Source organism: Halomonas sp. XH26 (assembly GCF_024138895.1).
In the GTDB taxonomy this organism is placed as follows: Bacteria; Pseudomonadota; Gammaproteobacteria; order Pseudomonadales; family Halomonadaceae; genus Vreelandella; species Vreelandella alkaliphila.
Genome location: NZ_CP071889.1, coordinates 566,494 through 583,088, shown reverse-complemented (window position 1 = coordinate 583,088; position 16,595 = coordinate 566,494). Strand labels below are relative to the sequence as shown.

At 54.3% G+C, this 16,595-nt stretch carries 18 protein-coding genes; 10 read left to right on the top strand and 8 right to left on the bottom strand.

Annotated features, from left to right (window positions below; translation table 11 throughout):
* The first annotated feature begins 244 nt into the window (after nucleotides 1-244).
* The 7 genes from map to J4377_RS02720 all read left to right on the top strand — a co-directional run bounded on the left by map (nucleotide 245) and on the right by J4377_RS02720 (nucleotide 8,039).
* Nucleotides 245-1,036: a type I methionyl aminopeptidase gene (gene map / locus J4377_RS02750; RefSeq protein WP_038481127.1), complete on the top strand. Its 792-nt coding sequence runs from the start codon at nucleotides 245-247 to the stop codon at nucleotides 1,034-1,036.
* Entirely contained in the window at nucleotides 1,036-3,711 is a 2,676-nt protein-coding gene (locus J4377_RS02745; protein WP_038481123.1) for a [protein-PII] uridylyltransferase, read from the top strand. The genes map and J4377_RS02745 overlap by 1 nt, the downstream gene beginning before the upstream one ends.
* A 127-nt stretch (nucleotides 3,712-3,838) precedes the next feature.
* A complete protein-coding gene (gene dapC / locus J4377_RS02740) occupies nucleotides 3,839-5,035 on the top strand; it encodes a succinyldiaminopimelate transaminase (RefSeq protein ID WP_253486547.1) in 1,197 nt (398 codons plus the stop codon).
* Nucleotides 5,036-5,063: 28 nt separating this feature from the next.
* Complete coding sequence (locus J4377_RS02735) at nucleotides 5,064-5,411, top strand: Spx/MgsR family RNA polymerase-binding regulatory protein (RefSeq protein WP_038481117.1); 348 nt, start codon at nucleotides 5,064-5,066, stop codon at nucleotides 5,409-5,411.
* Between the two features lie 57 nt (nucleotides 5,412-5,468).
* A complete protein-coding gene (gene dapD, locus J4377_RS02730; RefSeq protein WP_038481114.1) occupies nucleotides 5,469-6,494 on the top strand; it encodes a 2,3,4,5-tetrahydropyridine-2,6-dicarboxylate N-succinyltransferase in 1,026 nt (341 codons plus the stop codon).
* Nucleotides 6,481-7,653, top strand: a complete 1,173-nt coding sequence (dapE, locus tag J4377_RS02725) for a succinyl-diaminopimelate desuccinylase (protein ID WP_253486545.1) — start codon at nucleotides 6,481-6,483, stop codon at nucleotides 7,651-7,653. Before dapD ends, dapE begins: the two co-directional genes overlap by 14 nt.
* The gene (locus J4377_RS02720; protein ID WP_038481108.1) at nucleotides 7,650-8,039 is read left to right on the top strand and encodes a hypothetical protein; all 390 of its coding nucleotides are present in this window, start codon (nucleotides 7,650-7,652) and stop codon (nucleotides 8,037-8,039) included. Before dapE ends, J4377_RS02720 begins: the two co-directional genes overlap by 4 nt.
* 84 nt (nucleotides 8,040-8,123) lie before the next feature.
* Here the strand turns inward: J4377_RS02720 and J4377_RS18820 are convergent, their stop codons facing one another.
* Complete coding sequence (locus J4377_RS18820) at nucleotides 8,124-8,666, bottom strand: cold-shock protein (RefSeq protein ID WP_038481105.1); 543 nt, start codon at nucleotides 8,664-8,666, stop codon at nucleotides 8,124-8,126.
* Nucleotides 8,667-8,776: 110 nt separating this feature from the next.
* Here J4377_RS18820 and J4377_RS02710 point away from each other — a divergent pair, with 110 nt between their 5' ends.
* Nucleotides 8,777-9,025 (top strand): SlyX family protein, encoded by a 249-nt coding sequence (locus tag J4377_RS02710; protein ID WP_038481102.1) that lies wholly within the window; start codon nucleotides 8,777-8,779, stop codon nucleotides 9,023-9,025.
* A 66-nt stretch (nucleotides 9,026-9,091) separates the two neighbouring features.
* Here the strand turns inward: J4377_RS02710 and ald are convergent, their stop codons facing one another.
* From ald to radC, 7 genes are all read right to left on the bottom strand, one after another.
* A complete protein-coding gene (gene ald, locus J4377_RS02705) occupies nucleotides 9,092-10,207 on the bottom strand; it encodes an alanine dehydrogenase (RefSeq protein ID WP_038481099.1) in 1,116 nt (371 codons plus the stop codon).
* A 305-nt stretch (nucleotides 10,208-10,512) separates the two neighbouring features.
* Complete coding sequence (locus J4377_RS02700) at nucleotides 10,513-10,947, bottom strand: thioesterase family protein (RefSeq protein ID WP_231658271.1); 435 nt, start codon at nucleotides 10,945-10,947, stop codon at nucleotides 10,513-10,515.
* Nucleotides 10,948-11,020: 73 nt separating this feature from the next.
* Nucleotides 11,021-12,211 (bottom strand): class I SAM-dependent rRNA methyltransferase, encoded by a 1,191-nt coding sequence (locus J4377_RS02695; protein WP_038481093.1) that lies wholly within the window; start codon nucleotides 12,209-12,211, stop codon nucleotides 11,021-11,023.
* Nucleotides 12,212-12,292: 81 nt separating this feature from the next.
* Nucleotides 12,293-13,120: a bifunctional DNA-formamidopyrimidine glycosylase/DNA-(apurinic or apyrimidinic site) lyase gene (mutM, locus tag J4377_RS02690; RefSeq protein WP_253486543.1), complete on the bottom strand. Its 828-nt coding sequence runs from the start codon at nucleotides 13,118-13,120 to the stop codon at nucleotides 12,293-12,295.
* A gap of 186 nt (nucleotides 13,121-13,306) precedes the next feature.
* The gene (rpmG, locus tag J4377_RS02685; RefSeq protein ID WP_009098622.1) at nucleotides 13,307-13,462 is read right to left on the bottom strand and encodes a 50S ribosomal protein L33; all 156 of its coding nucleotides are present in this window, start codon (nucleotides 13,460-13,462) and stop codon (nucleotides 13,307-13,309) included.
* 25 nt (nucleotides 13,463-13,487) lie between these two features.
* Nucleotides 13,488-13,724 (bottom strand): 50S ribosomal protein L28, encoded by a 237-nt coding sequence (rpmB, locus tag J4377_RS02680; RefSeq protein WP_038481085.1) that lies wholly within the window; start codon nucleotides 13,722-13,724, stop codon nucleotides 13,488-13,490.
* A 250-nt stretch (nucleotides 13,725-13,974) separates the two neighbouring features.
* On the bottom strand, nucleotides 13,975-14,649 hold the full coding sequence (radC, locus tag J4377_RS02675; protein ID WP_038481081.1) for a DNA repair protein RadC: 675 nt from the start codon (nucleotides 14,647-14,649) through the stop codon (nucleotides 13,975-13,977).
* Nucleotides 14,650-14,802: 153 nt separating this feature from the next.
* Here radC and coaBC point away from each other — a divergent pair, with 153 nt between their 5' ends.
* Entirely contained in the window at nucleotides 14,803-16,119 is a 1,317-nt protein-coding gene (gene coaBC, locus J4377_RS02670; RefSeq protein WP_253486540.1) for a bifunctional phosphopantothenoylcysteine decarboxylase/phosphopantothenate--cysteine ligase CoaBC, read from the top strand.
* A complete protein-coding gene (gene dut, locus J4377_RS02665; RefSeq protein ID WP_038481077.1) occupies nucleotides 16,116-16,577 on the top strand; it encodes a dUTP diphosphatase in 462 nt (153 codons plus the stop codon). Before coaBC ends, dut begins: the two co-directional genes overlap by 4 nt.
* The last annotated feature ends 18 nt before the right edge of the window (nucleotides 16,578-16,595 follow it).

The window sequence follows — 16,595 nt, the reverse complement described above, 5'->3', positions numbered from 1 at the left end:
CATGTGCCGGTGCATGTGTGTTTTCAAGGCTTGCTGTTTAGTAACACAGATTTCTGCATTACGTTTAAATAGCCTTTCTGCAGATGACCAACTGAAAAAGAAGCATCGGATGGCGATTGCAGGAAAGCGCGCGGCTTTATACCATAGATCATTACCAAGATGAAGTCACAGCGCATGTAACGGTCTTAATTTACCGCTCACCATTGCCGTTCACCACTTACTTTAGAACCCACATCGAGAATTCATGAACGTTCCTATCAAGACGCCTTCTGAAATCGAGAAAATGCGTGAAGCCGGGCGCCAAGCCGCCAGCGTCATTGAAATGATCACCCCCCACATCAAGGCGGGGATCTCTACGGGTGAAATTGATCGCCTGTGCCACGATTTTATTGTTAACAATTTGGGCTCTACACCTGCCCCGCTGAACTACCACGGTTTTCCGAAAGCAACCTGTACATCAATCAATCACGTGGTCTGTCATGGCATTCCTGATGATGCCAAAAAATTGAAGAACGGCGATATCATGAATTTGGATATCACCGTCAAAACAACCGACGGCTACCACGGTGATTCCAGCGTGATGTTCGTCATCGGCGATACGATCCAGGGCGAGCGCTTATGTCGTATCACCCAAGAGTGCCTGTACAAAAGCATTGAGCTAGTAAAGCCAGGCATACACCTTTCGGAACTTGCCCGCGTCATTCAGCAACATGCTGAAGCACACGGCTACTCCGTGGTGCGCGACTTCTGCGGTCACGGCATCGGCGCCGATTTCCACGAAGATCCGCAGTTTCTTCACTATGATGGCTATGCACCCGATGCCGACATCTCGCTGGAAGCTGGCATGTGTTTTACTATCGAACCAATGATTAACGTAGGCGGCTATAAAACCAAGGTGCTACGCGATGGTTGGACAGCGGTCACTAAGGATCGAAGCTTATCTGCCCAGTGGGAGCACACGCTGCTGGTCACAGAAACCGGTGTTGACGTGCTGACTGCACGCAGCGACGAAGACTTCAGTTTTCTAAATCGCTGATGCTTCTTCATCACTACCGGTTCGAGCCGGACACCACGCTGTACGATCTCGCTATGTTTCGCACCGAACTCGCCGGATCACGCTCCCCCATTGCGCCGTTTAAGGCGGCGCTTCGGGAGCTACAAGCCAAGCTGGATGAGCAGTTTCGCTCTGGGGCTGATATACGCGACCTAGTCCGCGGGCGAGCGTGGTATCTGGATCAGCTGCTAGCCATTGCCTGGGCCCAGCACGACTGGCCTGACGATGGCGTTGCCCTGGTGGCAGTGGGTGGTTACGGCCGAGGCGAGCTACACCCGCACTCAGACATCGACCTCCTACTGCTACTGGAGCATGATGATGACACCCCTTATCGCGAGTCGCTAAGCGCTTTCATTACCTTCTTATGGGATATCGGTCTCGAGATCGGCCATAGCGTGCGCTCGCTTAATGACTGTGAGCGGGAAGCTGAAGCTGATGTCACCGTGATGACCAACCTGTTGGAATCGCGACTCATTGCTGGCCCCGAACATCTTCGCCAAAAGATGCGTGAACGCCTTAGCGCCGAGCATATTTGGCCTGCTGACCGCTTTTTTGAAGCAAAGTGGCAAGAACAAATTGCCCGCCACTATCGCTACAACAACTCGGAATACCACCTAGAGCCAAACCTGAAAAGCTCCCCAGGCGGCCTACGTGATATTCAAATGATTGGCTGGGTAGCTAAACGCCATTTCGACACTGAGCACTATGCTGACATCGTCGCGAATGGCTTTATGAATGATGCCGAACTGCGCATTCTAAGCCAGGGCCAAGCCTTTTTATGGCAGGTGCGTTATGCCCTGCACATGCTAACAGACCGCGCCGAAGATCGATTACTTTTTGATCACCAACGTACCATTGCCGAAATGTTTGGCTTTAGGGATACCCCTGAGCGCTTAGCAGTTGAACAGTTCATGAAGCGCTACTATCGGCATGTGACCGCCTTGGCCGGGCTTAACGACATGCTGTTACAGCACTTTGATGAGGTTATCCTACGCGGCAAAGAAGCCTTGGAAACCGTTAAGCTGAACGAGCGCTTCGAAACCAAAGGCGGCTACATCCAAGCGCGCTCACGCAATCTGTTTCGTGAGCGACCGGCGGCCATGCTGGAACTGTTTCTGCTGATGGCAAAGCACCCGGAAATAGAAGGGGTACGCGCCGACACCATTCGCCTGATCCGCGATCATCGCCATCAAATTGATGACCACTACCGCGAAGACCCTCGCCATCAGCGACTATTCATGTCCATTTTGCGGGCTCCCGGCAATGTCCCTCGCCAATTAAGGCGCATGAACCGTTACGGCATCTTGGGCAAGTATCTGCCAGAATTTGGTCGCGCGGTCGGGTTGATGCAGCACGACTTGTTCCACATTTACACGGTAGACGCCCACACCCTTCGCTTACTGAAGTTTTTACACGGTTTTCGCAAACCGGATGCCAAAGACGACTTCCCCGTCGCAGCCACACTGATTCATCAACTGCCTAAAATGGATCTGCTGTGGATTGCCGGGCTGTTTCACGATGTTGGCAAGGGCCGCGGCGGCGATCATTCTGAGATTGGTGCGCGTGATGTTGAGCAATTCTGTCATCGTCACCATGTCTCTCAACACGACACCAACTTACTGCGCTGGCTGGTGGAGCATCACCTATTGATGTCTATGACCGCCCAGAAGCGCGACATTAGTGATCCCGACGTAATTCGCGACTTCGCTCTAACGGTGCGCGACGAGACCCGCTTAGACTATCTCTACGTGCTCACCGTTGCCGATATCAATGCAACCAACCCCACCCTGTGGAACGGCTGGCGTGCGTCGCTGTTGCGCCAGCTTCATGCTGAAACCAAGCGAGCACTGAGACGAGGGCTAAAAAACCCGCCTGACCGAGATGACTGGGTGCGCGAAACTCGTACCGAAGCCCGTTCGTTACTGCAAACAGTCGGCGTAGACAGCGCTCAGATTGATCAACTGTGGGAATCCCTCGGCGAAGACTATTTCCTTCAGTACGCACCCAGCGAAATTGTCTGGCAGACCCAAGGCATTCTTGCCCACCAGCCGTCTGCTTTGCCGCTGGTCTTAATTAGCGCACCCACCGCCGATATGGCCGAAGGCGGCACCAAGGTTTTTATCCATACCCGCTCGGTAGACGACCTATTTGCCGCGACCGCCGCCGCCATGGAGCAGCTAGGTCTATCTATCCATGATGCCCGCATCGCCACCTCGCACAACGACTGGACGCTAAATACGTTTATTGTGCTAGATCATTACGGCCAACCTATCCGTGATCCTGAGCATATTGAGGAGATGCGTCGGCATCTCGTCGAAGAGCTGGACGATCCGGATGACTATCCAGAGATCGTCACGCGCCACACACCGCGCCAGCTTAAGCACTTCAAGGTACCCACCGAGGTGGTCATTGAGCAGGACCCAGCCAACGAACGTACGCTGCTAGAGCTAACTGCCCCAGACCGCCCCGGCCTGCTGGCTCGTGTCGGGCGTATTTTTATGGAACAGGATATTGCCTTATCGGCTGCGAAAATTGCCACGTTGGGGGAACGGGTTGAAGACGTTTTCTTTATCACCACGAAAGCGGGCGAGCCGCTCACCGATCCAGAACGGCAACAGCAGCTTCGCGAACGGCTTATCGAAGTATTAGGCGTGTAAGCGCTTAAATGAGCGACGCCTTGGTGGTTAAGTTTGAGGTGGCACCAGGGGTTGCCTATAATCGGCGGTTTAGTTGGCCGTTTTTACAGACATCCAGCACCGCCTTTAGGCTATCAACGGACATGCCATGAATCCTGATCTAAACCTTCTGCACCCCTATCCGTTTGAAAAGCTAGCCGCCCTAAAGGCAGCGCTTGTGCCACCGGTGGGGCTTGCACATATTCCCCTCACTATTGGGGAGCCTCAACACGCCCCTTACGCAGGGGCGTTAGAGGCGCTGGTTGCCCATCAATTAGAGATGGCTCGCTACCCGGCAACCAACGGCCTACCCGCCCTACGCGAAACCATTGCCCACTGGGCAATCCAACGCTTTTCGCTTGCCGGGCTAGATGCCGAACAGCAAGTACTCCCCGTTAACGGCACCCGCGAAGCAATTTTTGCCTTTGTGCAAGCCGCCTTGGATCGCCAGCGCCCCGCTAAGGTGGCTGTCCCTAATCCCTTCTACCAAATTTATGAAGGGGCCACACTACTGGCAGGTGGCGAGCCGCTCTATTTGGATTGCACGGCTGACAACGGTTTTCGCCCTGATTTTTCGGCCGTGAGCGCGGCAACCTGGCGCGATGTACAAATGGTATTCATTTGCTCACCTGGCAACCCCACAGGGGCCGTCACGCCACTTTCTGAATTCAAGGAGCTCATCGCACTGGCTGATGAGCACGACTTTATCATCGCCTCCGATGAGTGCTACTCAGAGCTATATCTGGATGAAAGCACGCCCCCTCCCGGCCTGCTACAAGCCTGCGCAGAGCTTGGACGCGACGACTATCAACGCTGCGTAGTGTTTCATTCGCTATCTAAGCGCTCTAACCTACCAGGGCTACGCTCCGGCTTTATAGCGGGTGACGCGAACCTTCTCGCGCCGTTTAAGCGCTACCGCACCTATCATGGCTGTGCAATGTCGTTGCCACTTCAGCACGCCTCTATCGCCGCCTGGCAGGATGAAACCCACGTACGTGCCAACCGGGACGCTTACCGCGAAAAATTTAGCGCTGTCACCAACGTGCTGGCACCCGTAATGGACTTCCCTACGCCGGAAGCTAGCTTTTACCTGTGGCCAGCAGTGCCCGACGGCGATGACATCGCCTTTACTCAGCGGCTATTTAGTGAGCAACACGTCAGCGTGTTACCTGGCAGCCTCATGGGCCGCCCAGGGAAAAATGGCCATAACCCCGGGTCGGGTCGACTACGTTTAGCATTAGTGGCGGAGCTTGCGCCCACCCTCGAAGCAGCTGAGCGACTTCGTCAACTGCTTGAGCGCGGCTAGACACCGTAGACTTGTTTAAGGAGGTTATATGCTGACACTCTATATCATCAACACATGCGACACCTGCCGCAAAGCACGCAACGTACTTGAAGAGAAAGGTATCCCTTTCAAGACCCATGACCTGCGTAAAGATGGTCTTTCAGCCGGCTTACTTGAGCACATTCTTGAGCGCGTACCGCTATTAGAAGCGCTTAATAAGCGCAGCAAAACATGGCGTGATTTACCCCAGGAAGAAAAAGACAGCCTGGATGCTACCTCTGCCCGCAGGCTAGTGCTTGAACAGCCCACGCTGCTCAAAAGACCACTGCTAGAAGTTGATGACGACACTATTTTAGTGGGCTACCGCGACGGCGATTACGACTCTCTCAGCGGCTAACATACCACTGAACCCTAACAACTGATTGTTATTCAAAACTTTAAAGGAAGACGCGTTATGCTGAGCTTCGCGCTTGGAATCGGCACCCAAAACACACAGGGCGACTGGTTAGAAATCTACTACCCAGCACCACTGTTTAATCCTGCAGACAGCTTGGTAGCCGCAGCCAAAGAGGCGTTAGACGCCCCCGCTGGCAATACGGCAATCAGTTTCCTGCCCGAAGATTGCACGCGCTTGGCCAAAGCATTGGAAGCTGCTGGTCACTCTGAGCAGGCAGCACTCGCCGAATCATTCGCCGCCAGCCATCGCCCCCTGGTCGCGATGTTTTTAGAAAGCGATCAGGCACCGCAGACCGTTCCTGAAGTTTACTTAAAGCTGCACTTACTCTCTCACCGCTTAGTGAAGCCTCACGGCTTGGATCTGACGGGAATGTTTGGCCTGCTGCGCAACATCGCCTGGACCAACGAAGGCGCGATTGATATCGAAGAGCTGCCCGCCCGCCGCCTAAAAGCGCGTTTAGCGGGTCGCGCGCTGTCAGTCGACTGCGTCGATAAATTCCCCAAAATGACCGATTACGTGGTACCCACCGGCATCCGCATTGGCGACACTGCTCGCGTGCGCCTGGGCGCTTACCTGGGTGAAGGCACCACGGTAATGCATGAAGGCTTCGTCAACTTCAACGCAGGAACTGAAGGCCCCGGCATGATTGAAGGGCGCATTTCTGCTGGCGTCATGGTCGGCAAAGGTTCCGACCTGGGTGGCGGCTGCTCCACCATGGGAACGCTTTCTGGCGGCGGTAATATCATTATCAAGGTTGGCGAAGGCTGCCTGATTGGCGCTAATGCCGGCATCGGTATTCCGCTAGGTGACCGCTGCACCGTAGAAGCGGGCTTGTATATTACCGCGGGCTCGAAAGTTACTCTGCTCGACGATCAGAAACAAGAAGTTAACACCGTGGCAGCACGCGAGTTAGCAGGCCAAGATGACTTATTACTGCGTCGCAATTCACAAAATGGCCGTATTGAGTGCCTGACGAATAAAAGTGCCATTGCGCTGAACGAGGCACTGCATGCCCATAACTGAGCCTGAAACGCTGTCGCCCACGTTGCAGCTCGCGTTTGAGCTACTTAGCCGGGCGTCAGTAACGCCGGATGACGAAGGCTGCCAGGAACTCATGATCGAGCGCTTAACAGCGCTCGGTTTTCATATCGAGCAACTGCCGTTTGGCGATGTCAAAAACTTCTGGGCAATAAGAGGCCATCATGGCCCCGTATTGGCCTTTGCTGGCCACACCGACGTTGTGCCCAGCGGCCCCCACACGAACTGGGAATTCCCACCGTTTGAGCCGTGTATTGATGAGCACGGCATGCTCTGTGGGCGAGGCGCAGCAGACATGAAGGGCAGCCTAGCGGCGATGCTCACTGCCGTTGAGCGCTTTGTGACCACCCATCCAGAGCACGATGGCCGCATTGCGTTTTTAATCACATCCGATGAGGAAGGCCCTGCCATCGATGGCACCAGCGCAGTGGTTGAGCATTTACGCGAACGCAACGAGCGCTTGGACTACTGCATTGTCGGTGAGCCCTCGTCGACCTCACGACTGGGCGATATGATTAAAAACGGACGCCGCGGGTCACTGGGCGGCGTGCTACATCTCAAAGGGATTCAGGGTCATGTGGCCTACCCACACCTTGCGCGCAACCCTATTCACCAAGCGATGCCCGCACTGGATGCGTTGGTTAACGAGCACTGGGACGCAGGCAATGACTTTTTTCCAGCCACCAGCTTTCAGATATCTAATTTTCGCGCGGGCACCGGGGCCACTAACGTCATTCCAGGTGAAGTAGAAGTCGTGTTTAACTTCCGCTATTCCACGGAAGTTACCCATGAGATGCTAAGAAGCCGCACCGAGTCGATTTTGGATCAGCATGGCCTTGAGTACCACATCGATTGGACGCTCAATGGCGAACCATTCCTGACCGCAGAAGGCGAATTAGTCGATGCTGCCATTCGCGGTGTAGAAGCCGTTACCGGCGAGCGCCCTGCACTTTCGACCAGCGGCGGTACCTCGGATGGTCGCTTCATCGCGACACTTGGCGCCCAAGTGGTCGAGCTTGGCCCGCTTAATGACACTATTCATAAAGTGAATGAGCGCGTGCGCGCCAGTGACTTGGATGAACTAAGCCGCATTTATGAGGCAACGCTTCAAGCCTTGTTAACGGACGACGAGGTGAGCGTATGATGGAGCGGTTTCCGGATATCGAGGTATACCTTGCCAGCGTAGCGATAGATAAGCTCAATGCGTGGCTAAGCGAAGCTCTCGATGCACCGCCCCTCAGCCCAGCCGGCAAGGGTAAATGGAAGACTCGCGGCCACCATCAAGGTGAAGCTGTGCCCGTACTATTGGTGGACAAAGCAGCCGATGGTTTTGCCAGCTTGTGGTTTGATAGCCACCACACCCCGTGGCACACCGACCAAGAGTGCGCTCAGCACGCCGCCGAAGCTTTACAGACCGAGGTTCGCTGCTCGTTAGGTGGTTGGCACCCCGGCGATGACCCTGACCGCTTCTGGCAAGTATTGCCAGGGGGCCAGGAAAGAGCCATTGAATGGCCTGATTCAGGCCGTTAAACGCACAAGACCCCGCTTAGCGGGGTCTTGTTTTTCAGCAGTTGACGATGCTAGCGCGATTCAATCAAAGCGATTCAATCAAAGCTACTCAATAATACTAACGTCGTCTGCCTGAAGGCCACGGTCATTCTTAATCACGTGATAGCGAACAATCTGCCCTTCAGCAAGCATACGCGGGCCACGGCCACGAATAGCACGAAAGTGAACAAACACATCCTCGCCATTATCCCGGGTAATAAAGCCGTAACCTTTATTGGTGTTAAACCACTTTACTTCGCCCTCTTCGCGACCATCATTGGGGTCGATGATATCTTCCTCTTCATCATCTTCCACTTCAGGTACCGCTTGAGGCTGACGCGGCGCAGATTTAGTTCGAGAAACATCAGCTTTCACTACCATAGGCGGCGCCAGAGCAGCAGCGGCTAAAGTACCTATAAATAACGCAATAAAACATCCCAGAGCAGCGGCAATATACACACCACTTACCCCGCTGATGGCAAGCTCAGCCAGCCACTGCTCAGCAAGCGGTGCATTCGTTAAATGAACAATCCCCGCCAAAAGAAGTGGCGTGGGGGCGGCAAGTAAAACACTGATGAAGAAACAGCGAAAAACAACTTTTGGATTCATAGATGATAAAAGCTCTCTTGTTGTATGGGTAACAGACGAAGGACAATACTCGGCCAACTAGGCCCATTCCTAACAGTACCGAGCATACTACACAAGGTCACGATGTTATCATGACAAACGAATTATCGCCTGCAGAGCTAACTCAACTTCTTGAATCTTTAGAGAGTCGACTGGCTTACCAAGAGCATTGGCTAGACACCCTTGACCAAGCGGTTGCTCAGCAAGAGCGTCGGCTAGAAAAGCTGGAGCAACTGAGCACGCTGATGCGTGACCGCTTGCGCGAGCAGTATCAGGCGCTCCAGGCGGGTGACTCGCAGGGTGATACCCGCCCAGAAGACGAAGTCCCCCCTCACTATTAGCACCACCACTAGCAGCACCATCTGGGTATCAGCAGTATCACCTACTACTAATTGACGTACCGATTATCATGCCACTGCACTAGCTGGGTCGATGCTCTTGAGTCCAAAAGCATCGGCAACAGCCTGATAAGTCACTTGACCATTATGGACGTTGAGCCCGGGCAGGAAGTGTGGGTCGTCTTTAAGCGCCTGTTGCCAGCCTTTATCAGCCAGCGCCAGTACAAACGGCAAGGTGGCATTGGTAAGACCCAAAGTAGATGTCCGCGCCACCGCGCCAGGCATATTGGCCACACAGTAATGAACGATGCCATCCACAATATAGGTCGGCTCGGCATGCGTCGTAGGCTTGCTGGTTTCAAAACAGCCGCCCTGATCGATGGCTACGTCTACCAATACACTGCCCGGCTTCATATCGGCCAGCATGGCACGGGTAATCAACTTGGGAGCAGCGGCTCCGGGGATAAGTACGGCGCCAATGATCATATCGGACTCTTTAGCTGCCTGATCAAGGGCGTCCGCCGTTGAGTAGACAGTTTTGATGCGCCCCTGGTAACGGTCGTCCAGCACCTCTAAGCGAGCAATCGACTTGTCCAGAATGGTCACCTCGGCCCCCAACCCTAACGCCATACGGGCGGCGTTTTCACCAACCACACCACCGCCAATCACGGTAACTTTACCCGGCGCAACGCCTGGCACACCAGGCAATAGCACGCCGGAGCCACCTTGGGCTTTTTCCAGGCTATGCGCACCTGCCTGGACGGCCATGCGCCCAGCAACCGTGCTCATCGGCGCGAGCAGCGGTAGCCCACCTTTTGCATCGGTGATGGTTTCATAGGCAATGCAGGTAGCACCGCTGGCCATCAGCCCTTGGGTTAATTTTTCCTCAGCGGCCAAGTGCAGATAGGTAAACAGCGTTTGGTTGGCGGTTAGACGCGCCACTTCTTCGGCCTGAGGCTCTTTTACCTTGAGAATCAGCTCGGCGCTTTGCCACAACGCATCTACATTAGCTTCCACCTGGGCGCCTGCGGCTTCATAGTCGCTGTCGCTAAATCCGGCTCCTTCTCCTGCAGCTGCCTGCACGCTTACCGAGTGGCCACGCCCTACTAGCTCCCGTGCACCTGTCGGAGTGAGTGCCACCCGATACTCGTGGTTTTTGATCTCTTTTGGGACGGCGATTTTCATTAGCGTTTTCCTTCTCTATTGATTGTTAGTGCTAAATCTCAACTGCTAAATCTCAACTGCTAAGTCTCAACGGCTAAGTCTCAACTGCTAGATAGTCAGAGCCTCATCTTTACTACCTATCTTTACCACCTAGCCGTTAGAGCCAGGCCATCAATAAGCGCTATTAAGCAAATTACAGCACAGCTGGCACTAACCACCACCTCAAGCAAGAAAAACAAAAAAAACGCCGGCTAGGGCGTTTTTTGAGAGAAGAATCTAGCGTTTAACGAAAATCAGCGAAAAAATCGACGGCATTTTAGCATTAGCTACTCCGCCACCACCGCACCACCGTAAATGCGCTGGTACTCATCAGGCAGCCGCGTGGGCCGCCCGCTGCTAAGCGCCACACAGGCAAACCTGGTGCGAGCATTTAGCAACGTCTTGCCACTCCCCACGCGCTTAAGCTGGAACCGGCGGGTCAAACTAAAACGGCCATCGCAGGCAACAATCCACGTCGCCAGTTGCAACTTATCGTCGACAAAGGCGGGTGCCAGATAGTCCAACTCATGACGATGGACGACCATGGCACGGTCTAGGGACTGATAGCGCTCAAGGGATAGCCCCAAGGCTTCGGAGTGGGCCCAACTGATCTGCTCAACCCAGCGTAAATACTCGCTGTTATTGACATGCCGGTAAGCGTCAATGGCCTCCGGCGTCACCTGAAGATCGATCACAAAAGGGTTTGGCAGTGCCCACTCCATAACGCTACTCCTTGCGGTGACTCCTTGATGCTACTTCTTGCCTTGCAAATGTTTGCCAAGCAGCGTCTTTGGCCTAGTCGCGGAATACCCGCACGCCCAGCGCCTTCAGATACGAAGTTTCCGGGATAGCCGGATGAACGGGGTGATCGGGGCCCTGATGTCCTTGAAAAATCACCTGGCCATGACGGTCTTGGTGGCGAACGGCACCACGAACCACATCCACCAAACGCTCAGGAGCGAGGTGCATGGAACACGAGGCTGACAACAGCAAGCCATCGCGACCCAATAGCCGCATCGCTTCACGGTTTAGTCGTGCGTAAGCACGCTCACCATTAGGGATATCCTTGCGCTTTTTGATAAACGCAGGCGGATCAAGAATGACCACATCAAACTGTTCGCCGTCGGCTTTCAGTGCCGCTAACGCTTCAAAGGCATCGCCTTCGGCTACTGCGACCTGCTCCTGCACACCATTTAACTCAGCATTGCGTGCCACCTGATCTAGCGCTGAGGCAGAAGCATCGACACACAGCACTTCCGAGGCACCGCTCGCAGCCGCCTGAACACCCCAGCCGCCCACGTAACTGAACACATCCAGCACGCGCTTGCCCGCCACTTGGCTGTTCAGCCATGCGCGGTTGACGCGATGGTCGTAGAACCATCCTGTCTTTTGGCCATTCAGAACAGGCACTGCAAAGGTAACCCCATTCTCTTCCAGCAGAACCTCGTCAGGAAGTGTGCCTTTGACCACTTCAACGTGGGCTTCTAGGCCTTCCTGGCGACGACCGCCCGTATCATTACGGAACACGATGGCATTAGGCTTAACAACTTTTTCCAGCGCATCGACAATATCTTCCGCCAACGCTTGCATACCTGCGGTATTCAACTGCACCACCAGCACATCACCGAAACGGTCAATCACCAAGCCCGGCAACAGGTCACCTTCACCGTGGATCAAACGGTAAAAAGGTTTATCGAACAGACGCTCACGCAGCGCCAACGCTTGGTTGAAGCGGTGTACGAATAACGAGCGATCTAGGCGCATTTCTGGGTCACGCGACATCACCCGACCACAAATCAGCGAGTGCGGATTAATGTAAGCGACGCCAAGGGTTTTGCCATTGGAAGCTTCAACTAACGCAGGCTCACCAGCCGCAAAGTTTTTTAGTGGCGTCTCTTTGATATCTACCTCGTTGGAGTAGATCCATAGATGGCCCGCCTTCAGGCGGCGATCGGCATTTTTATTCAGGCGCAGGCGTTGAGTCACAACAATCTCCAAAAGAGCAATCTTACAAAGCACATAGACTCTGAAAGCATAGGCAAAACAGTTAATATCAAAGAGCGGCCGCTAACGCTGACAACCAGGGCAAAACACGCTGGCCCGCTGGCCTAGAGTGATACGACGCAGCTCAACGCCACAGCGCAGGCAAGGCTGCCCATGGCGCCCATATACATTCAGTTGCTGGGCAAAGTAACCTGGCTCGCCCTGCCCACTGACAAAATCCCGCAGCGTGGTGCCACCTTGGGTAATCGCTGCCGCCAGCACCTCTTTAACCGCCTCGGCTAGCTGCTGGTAACGGGCCAGGGAAATTTTCCCAGCGGCACGTCGGGGATCAATGCCCGCCATAAATAGCGCTTCGGCAGCGTAAATATTACCCGCACCGACCACCACGCGGTTATCCATTAAAAAAGGCTTTACCGCAACGCGTTTATTACGCGATGCGTTATAGAGCCAGCGACCGTTAAACGCGTCATCCAACGGCTCAGGACCAAGGTGCGCAAGGCGCGCATCCAAACTGCCATCGCCCTGCTGCCAGTCAACAAAACCAAAGCGGCGCGGGTCATGGTAGCGCAGCACATGCCCCTTGGCCGTCACCACGTCAACATGATCATGCTTTTTAGGCAAATCGCCGACGTTTGCAATCCTTAGGCTGCCCGACATGCCTAGATGCCACAACAGCGTGGCCTCACCTTCGAGAGTCGCCACGGGAATTTGTAGGTACTTAGCGCGGCGCTTTAATACGCCAACCCGAGCTCCTACTAGCCGCTCGGCTAGATCTTCGGGCACCGGCACGCGTAACCGAGTCTGGCGCACTAGCACCTCGGTAATCTCTTGCCCTTCTAAATAGGGGGCAATGCCGCGTCGCGTCGTTTCAACTTCAGGCAATTCGGGCATGATGAAAGTCTATGATGACAGCACCGTGACAACCATTCTGTCGCCTAAGCGGTGCCGAAGCGTAGGGACAGATACCGCCAACCTACAAAGTAAGCGGCTAAATACCGGGCATGCAAAAACCCGGCTTAGGGCCGGGTTTTTCAACAGGCGCTCGCCTGCGGTGAAAGCCGATCATTGTAATCGCGATTACTTGATCTTAGCTTCCTTGTAGATAACGTGCTTACGGACGACCGGGTCGTATTTCTTGAATTCGAACTTATCCGGTGTATTCCGCTTGTTCTTATCAGTGGTGTAGAAGTGGCCTGTACCGGCACTAGACACCAGCTTGATCTTATCGCGCATGGTTTAACTCTCCCAAAATGCTAGCTTAGATGGCGTCGCCGCGTTTGCGGATATCAGCCAGAACCGTTTCGATACCTTTCTTGTCGATGATACGCATTCCTTTAGAGGAAACGCGCAGCTTGACGAAGCGGTTTTCAGATTCAACCCAAAAACGATGGGTGTGCAGGTTCGGCAAGAAACGACGACGTGTCTTACGCTGGGAGTGAGAAACGTTATTACCAGTTACCGGACGCTTGCCGGTAACCTGACATACTTTGGACATGAGAGCCTCCAACCGCTTGGCGAGTTGTTCAAAACTGTCGGGCAAACCGGAGCAGGGAGGGAGTCGACGCAGTTAACCGCCTAGCTGTACCCAAATCCGTTATTCAACCCAAGTTTAAAGGTGGCACTTTATACCAGAGCACCCGGCTACCAGCAAGCAAAAACGCCCCAAAATACCAAAAAAGGCATTTTTTGGACAATTTACTTAGGTAAACGACGAGATTTTGTCGTCGCACCATTTTGATTAATTGCTATAGCCAACCGCGCTCGGCAAACGAAACCACGTTACCGTCCCCCACCACGAAATGATCAAGCACTCGCACATCGAAGAGTGCAAGGGCATCTTTTAGACGTTCAGTAATACGTCGATCAGCATCGCTTGGTTCAGCAACACCCGATGGGTGGTTGTGAGCTAGGATGACAGCACCAGCGTGTAATTCAAGTGCACGCTTGGCTACTTCGCGGGGGTAAACGGATGCGCTATCTAGGGTACCGCGAAACAGGGATTCATAGCGAATAATTCGATGCTGTGTATCTAAAAAAAGTACGGCAAACTCTTCATGCCCCAGATGACGAAGCTGAGAGCTTAAGTAATGACGCACAAGCGCCGGCGATGTAAGCGCATTGCCACGGGCAAGCTGGCTCGCCAAATGACGCCTAGAAAGCTCCAGGGTCGCCTGAAGCTGGGCAAATTTCGCACTACCAAGCCCTCGAGCCGCACAAAACTGATCCTGATCCGCCTCCAAAAGCTGCCTCAAACCACCAAAACTGGCCAACAGATCCCGTGCCAGATCCACCGCAGAGCGCCCCTGCACGCCTACTCGCAAAAAAATGGCCAGTAGCTCAGCGTCTGAAAGCGCCTGCACCCCCATGTTCAATAACTTCTCGCGTGGCCGCTCACCTTCCGGCCAGTGATTAATCCCCATCGCCGCCTCCTTGCCCAACTCTGATAGCACCGTCCGCGTTTGCTACTGCGCCCACCCAAACTGGCTTTTCCAACTGCTGCTTGAGCATGCCAAAATAACCCGTCAAATGGTATGGTACTCACCTTTAACAAACGCTACATGGGACTCCCCATCATGGCCTTATTATCGCCATCCCCGTTAACGTCGCTTGCTGGCAAGCGCCTGCTGCTTGGCATTAGCGCCGGCATTGCGGCTTATAAAAGCGCGCTGATTGTTCGGTTACTCAAGCAAGCCGGCTGTGAGGTTCGCGTGGTAATGACCGAGGGTGCTCAAGCGTTTATTACGCCGTTAACGCTTCAGGCGCTTTCAGGGGAGCCGGTACGCACCTCGTTGCTTGATCCTGAAGCAGAGGCTGGCATGGGGCATATTGAGCTGGCCCGCTGGGCAGATGCCGTATTGATTGCCCCAGCAACGGCTGACTTGATCGCCCGATTAGTGCATGGCATGGCTGACGACTTGCTAACCACTCTGTGCCTAGCCTGTGAAGCACCCAAGTTGATTGCACCGGCCATGAATCAGGCCATGTGGCGACACCCTGCAACCCAACGCAACGTCTCTCAGCTAGACAGCGATGGCTGGCAGTTGATCGGGCCAGCGGCTGGTGACCAAGCGTGTGGCGACATCGGTCCTGGGCGAATGAGCGAACCAGAGGTTATTGTTGATTTCTTAGCACAGCATTTTGCTTCTGCTGCCAAATCACCAGCATCAGCCTCTGCGCCGCACGTAGTGATTACTGCAGGTCCCACCCGCGAGGCGCTAGATCCCGTGCGCTATCTATCCAATCACAGCTCAGGGAAAATGGGTTATGCACTGGCCGCTGAAGCTGCCGCCCAAGGAGCACGGGTGACGCTGATAAGCGGCCCAGTTAATCTCCCCACTCCTCTCGGCGTTGAACGCATCGATGTGGAAACCGCTGCACAAATGCATCACGAAGCGTTAATACTCGCCCCCCATGCTGGCCTATTTATTGGCTGCGCTGCGGTCGCTGACTACCGCGCTGCCAGCGCTGCCGAGCACAAAATCAAAAAAACCGACGACAGCGATACGCTAACGCTTACGCTGGTCAAGAATCCTGACATTATTGCCGATGTTTCCGCACTGCCTACTAACCAACGCCCTTTTGTGGTGGGCTTCGCCGCCGAGACTCAGGATGTCGCTCGCTATGCAGAAGATAAATTGACCCGCAAAGGGCTAGATATGATCGTAGCCAACGACGTTTCCCAGCAGGGGCTCGGTTTTGGCAGCGATAACAATGCCGCTCTGCTGCTGTGGCGCTCTGCGACGGGAACCAATCAACGGGAAGCCCCACCTCAGCCTAAAACCCAGCTAGCCGCGCTAATTATTCGTCACGCACTATCACTACTGCCTTCTCAACGGCCATCTCAACCACCTTCTCAATTATCCTCTCAATCCTCCGGAGAATTATCATGAGCGGTTCTCGCCCACGCCTGCAGTGCAAAGTATTGGATGAACGCCTGCACGACTACCTCCCCTCTTATGCAACAACAGGCTCAGCGGGGATGGATTTGCGAGCACTGCTAGATGAGCCACTGGTGCTTGCACCTGGTGACTGCCAGTTAGTGCGAACAGGCCTTGCCATTTACATAGAAGACCCTAGCTTGGCGGGTATGATTTTGCCTCGCTCCGGGCTAGGTCATAAGCACGGTATCGTGCTGGGCAACCTCGTCGGGCTCATCGACTCTGATTACCAGGGCGAACTGATGGTATCGGTTTGGAACCGTGGCCAAAGCAGCTTTACGTTATCGCCCTTTGAGCGTCTCGCTCAATATGTCGTTGTTCCTGTCGTGCAAGCAGAACTTACCATTGTTGATGCCTTTGAAGACTCCACTCGCGGCAGCGGTGGTTTTGGCAGCACAGGCAGCCAATAAGCCAAGCGCTGTTTTAGC

What these genes read in the sequence shown, in the direction of transcription:
- J4377_RS02735 (WP_038481117.1), top strand. Translation starts at nt 5,064, where the DNA reads ATGCTGACACTCTATATCATCAACACATGCGACACCTGCCGCAAAGCA.
- ald (WP_038481099.1), bottom strand. Translation starts at nt 10,207, where the DNA reads ATGAAAATCGCCGTCCCAAAAGAGATCAAAAACCACGAGTATCGGGTG.
- radC (WP_038481081.1), bottom strand. Translation starts at nt 14,649, where the DNA reads ATGGGGATTAATCACTGGCCGGAAGGTGAGCGGCCACGCGAGAAGTTA.
- map (WP_038481127.1), top strand. Translation starts at nt 245, where the DNA reads ATGAACGTTCCTATCAAGACGCCTTCTGAAATCGAGAAAATGCGTGAA.
- J4377_RS02745 (WP_038481123.1), top strand. Translation starts at nt 1,036, where the DNA reads ATGCTTCTTCATCACTACCGGTTCGAGCCGGACACCACGCTGTACGAT.
- rpmB (WP_038481085.1), bottom strand. Translation starts at nt 13,724, where the DNA reads ATGTCCAAAGTATGTCAGGTTACCGGCAAGCGTCCGGTAACTGGTAAT.
- mutM (WP_253486543.1), bottom strand. Translation starts at nt 13,120, where the DNA reads ATGCCCGAATTGCCTGAAGTTGAAACGACGCGACGCGGCATTGCCCCC.
- J4377_RS18820 (WP_038481105.1), bottom strand. Translation starts at nt 8,666, where the DNA reads ATGAATCCAAAAGTTGTTTTTCGCTGTTTCTTCATCAGTGTTTTACTT.
- J4377_RS02720 (WP_038481108.1), top strand. Translation starts at nt 7,650, where the DNA reads ATGATGGAGCGGTTTCCGGATATCGAGGTATACCTTGCCAGCGTAGCG.
- rpmG (WP_009098622.1), bottom strand. Translation starts at nt 13,462, where the DNA reads ATGCGCGATAAGATCAAGCTGGTGTCTAGTGCCGGTACAGGCCACTTC.
- coaBC (WP_253486540.1), top strand. Translation starts at nt 14,803, where the DNA reads ATGGCCTTATTATCGCCATCCCCGTTAACGTCGCTTGCTGGCAAGCGC.
- J4377_RS02710 (WP_038481102.1), top strand. Translation starts at nt 8,777, where the DNA reads ATGACAAACGAATTATCGCCTGCAGAGCTAACTCAACTTCTTGAATCT.
- dut (WP_038481077.1), top strand. Translation starts at nt 16,116, where the DNA reads ATGAGCGGTTCTCGCCCACGCCTGCAGTGCAAAGTATTGGATGAACGC.
- dapD (WP_038481114.1), top strand. Translation starts at nt 5,469, where the DNA reads ATGCTGAGCTTCGCGCTTGGAATCGGCACCCAAAACACACAGGGCGAC.
- dapC (WP_253486547.1), top strand. Translation starts at nt 3,839, where the DNA reads ATGAATCCTGATCTAAACCTTCTGCACCCCTATCCGTTTGAAAAGCTA.
- J4377_RS02700 (WP_231658271.1), bottom strand. Translation starts at nt 10,947, where the DNA reads ATGGAGTGGGCACTGCCAAACCCTTTTGTGATCGATCTTCAGGTGACG.
- dapE (WP_253486545.1), top strand. Translation starts at nt 6,481, where the DNA reads ATGCCCATAACTGAGCCTGAAACGCTGTCGCCCACGTTGCAGCTCGCG.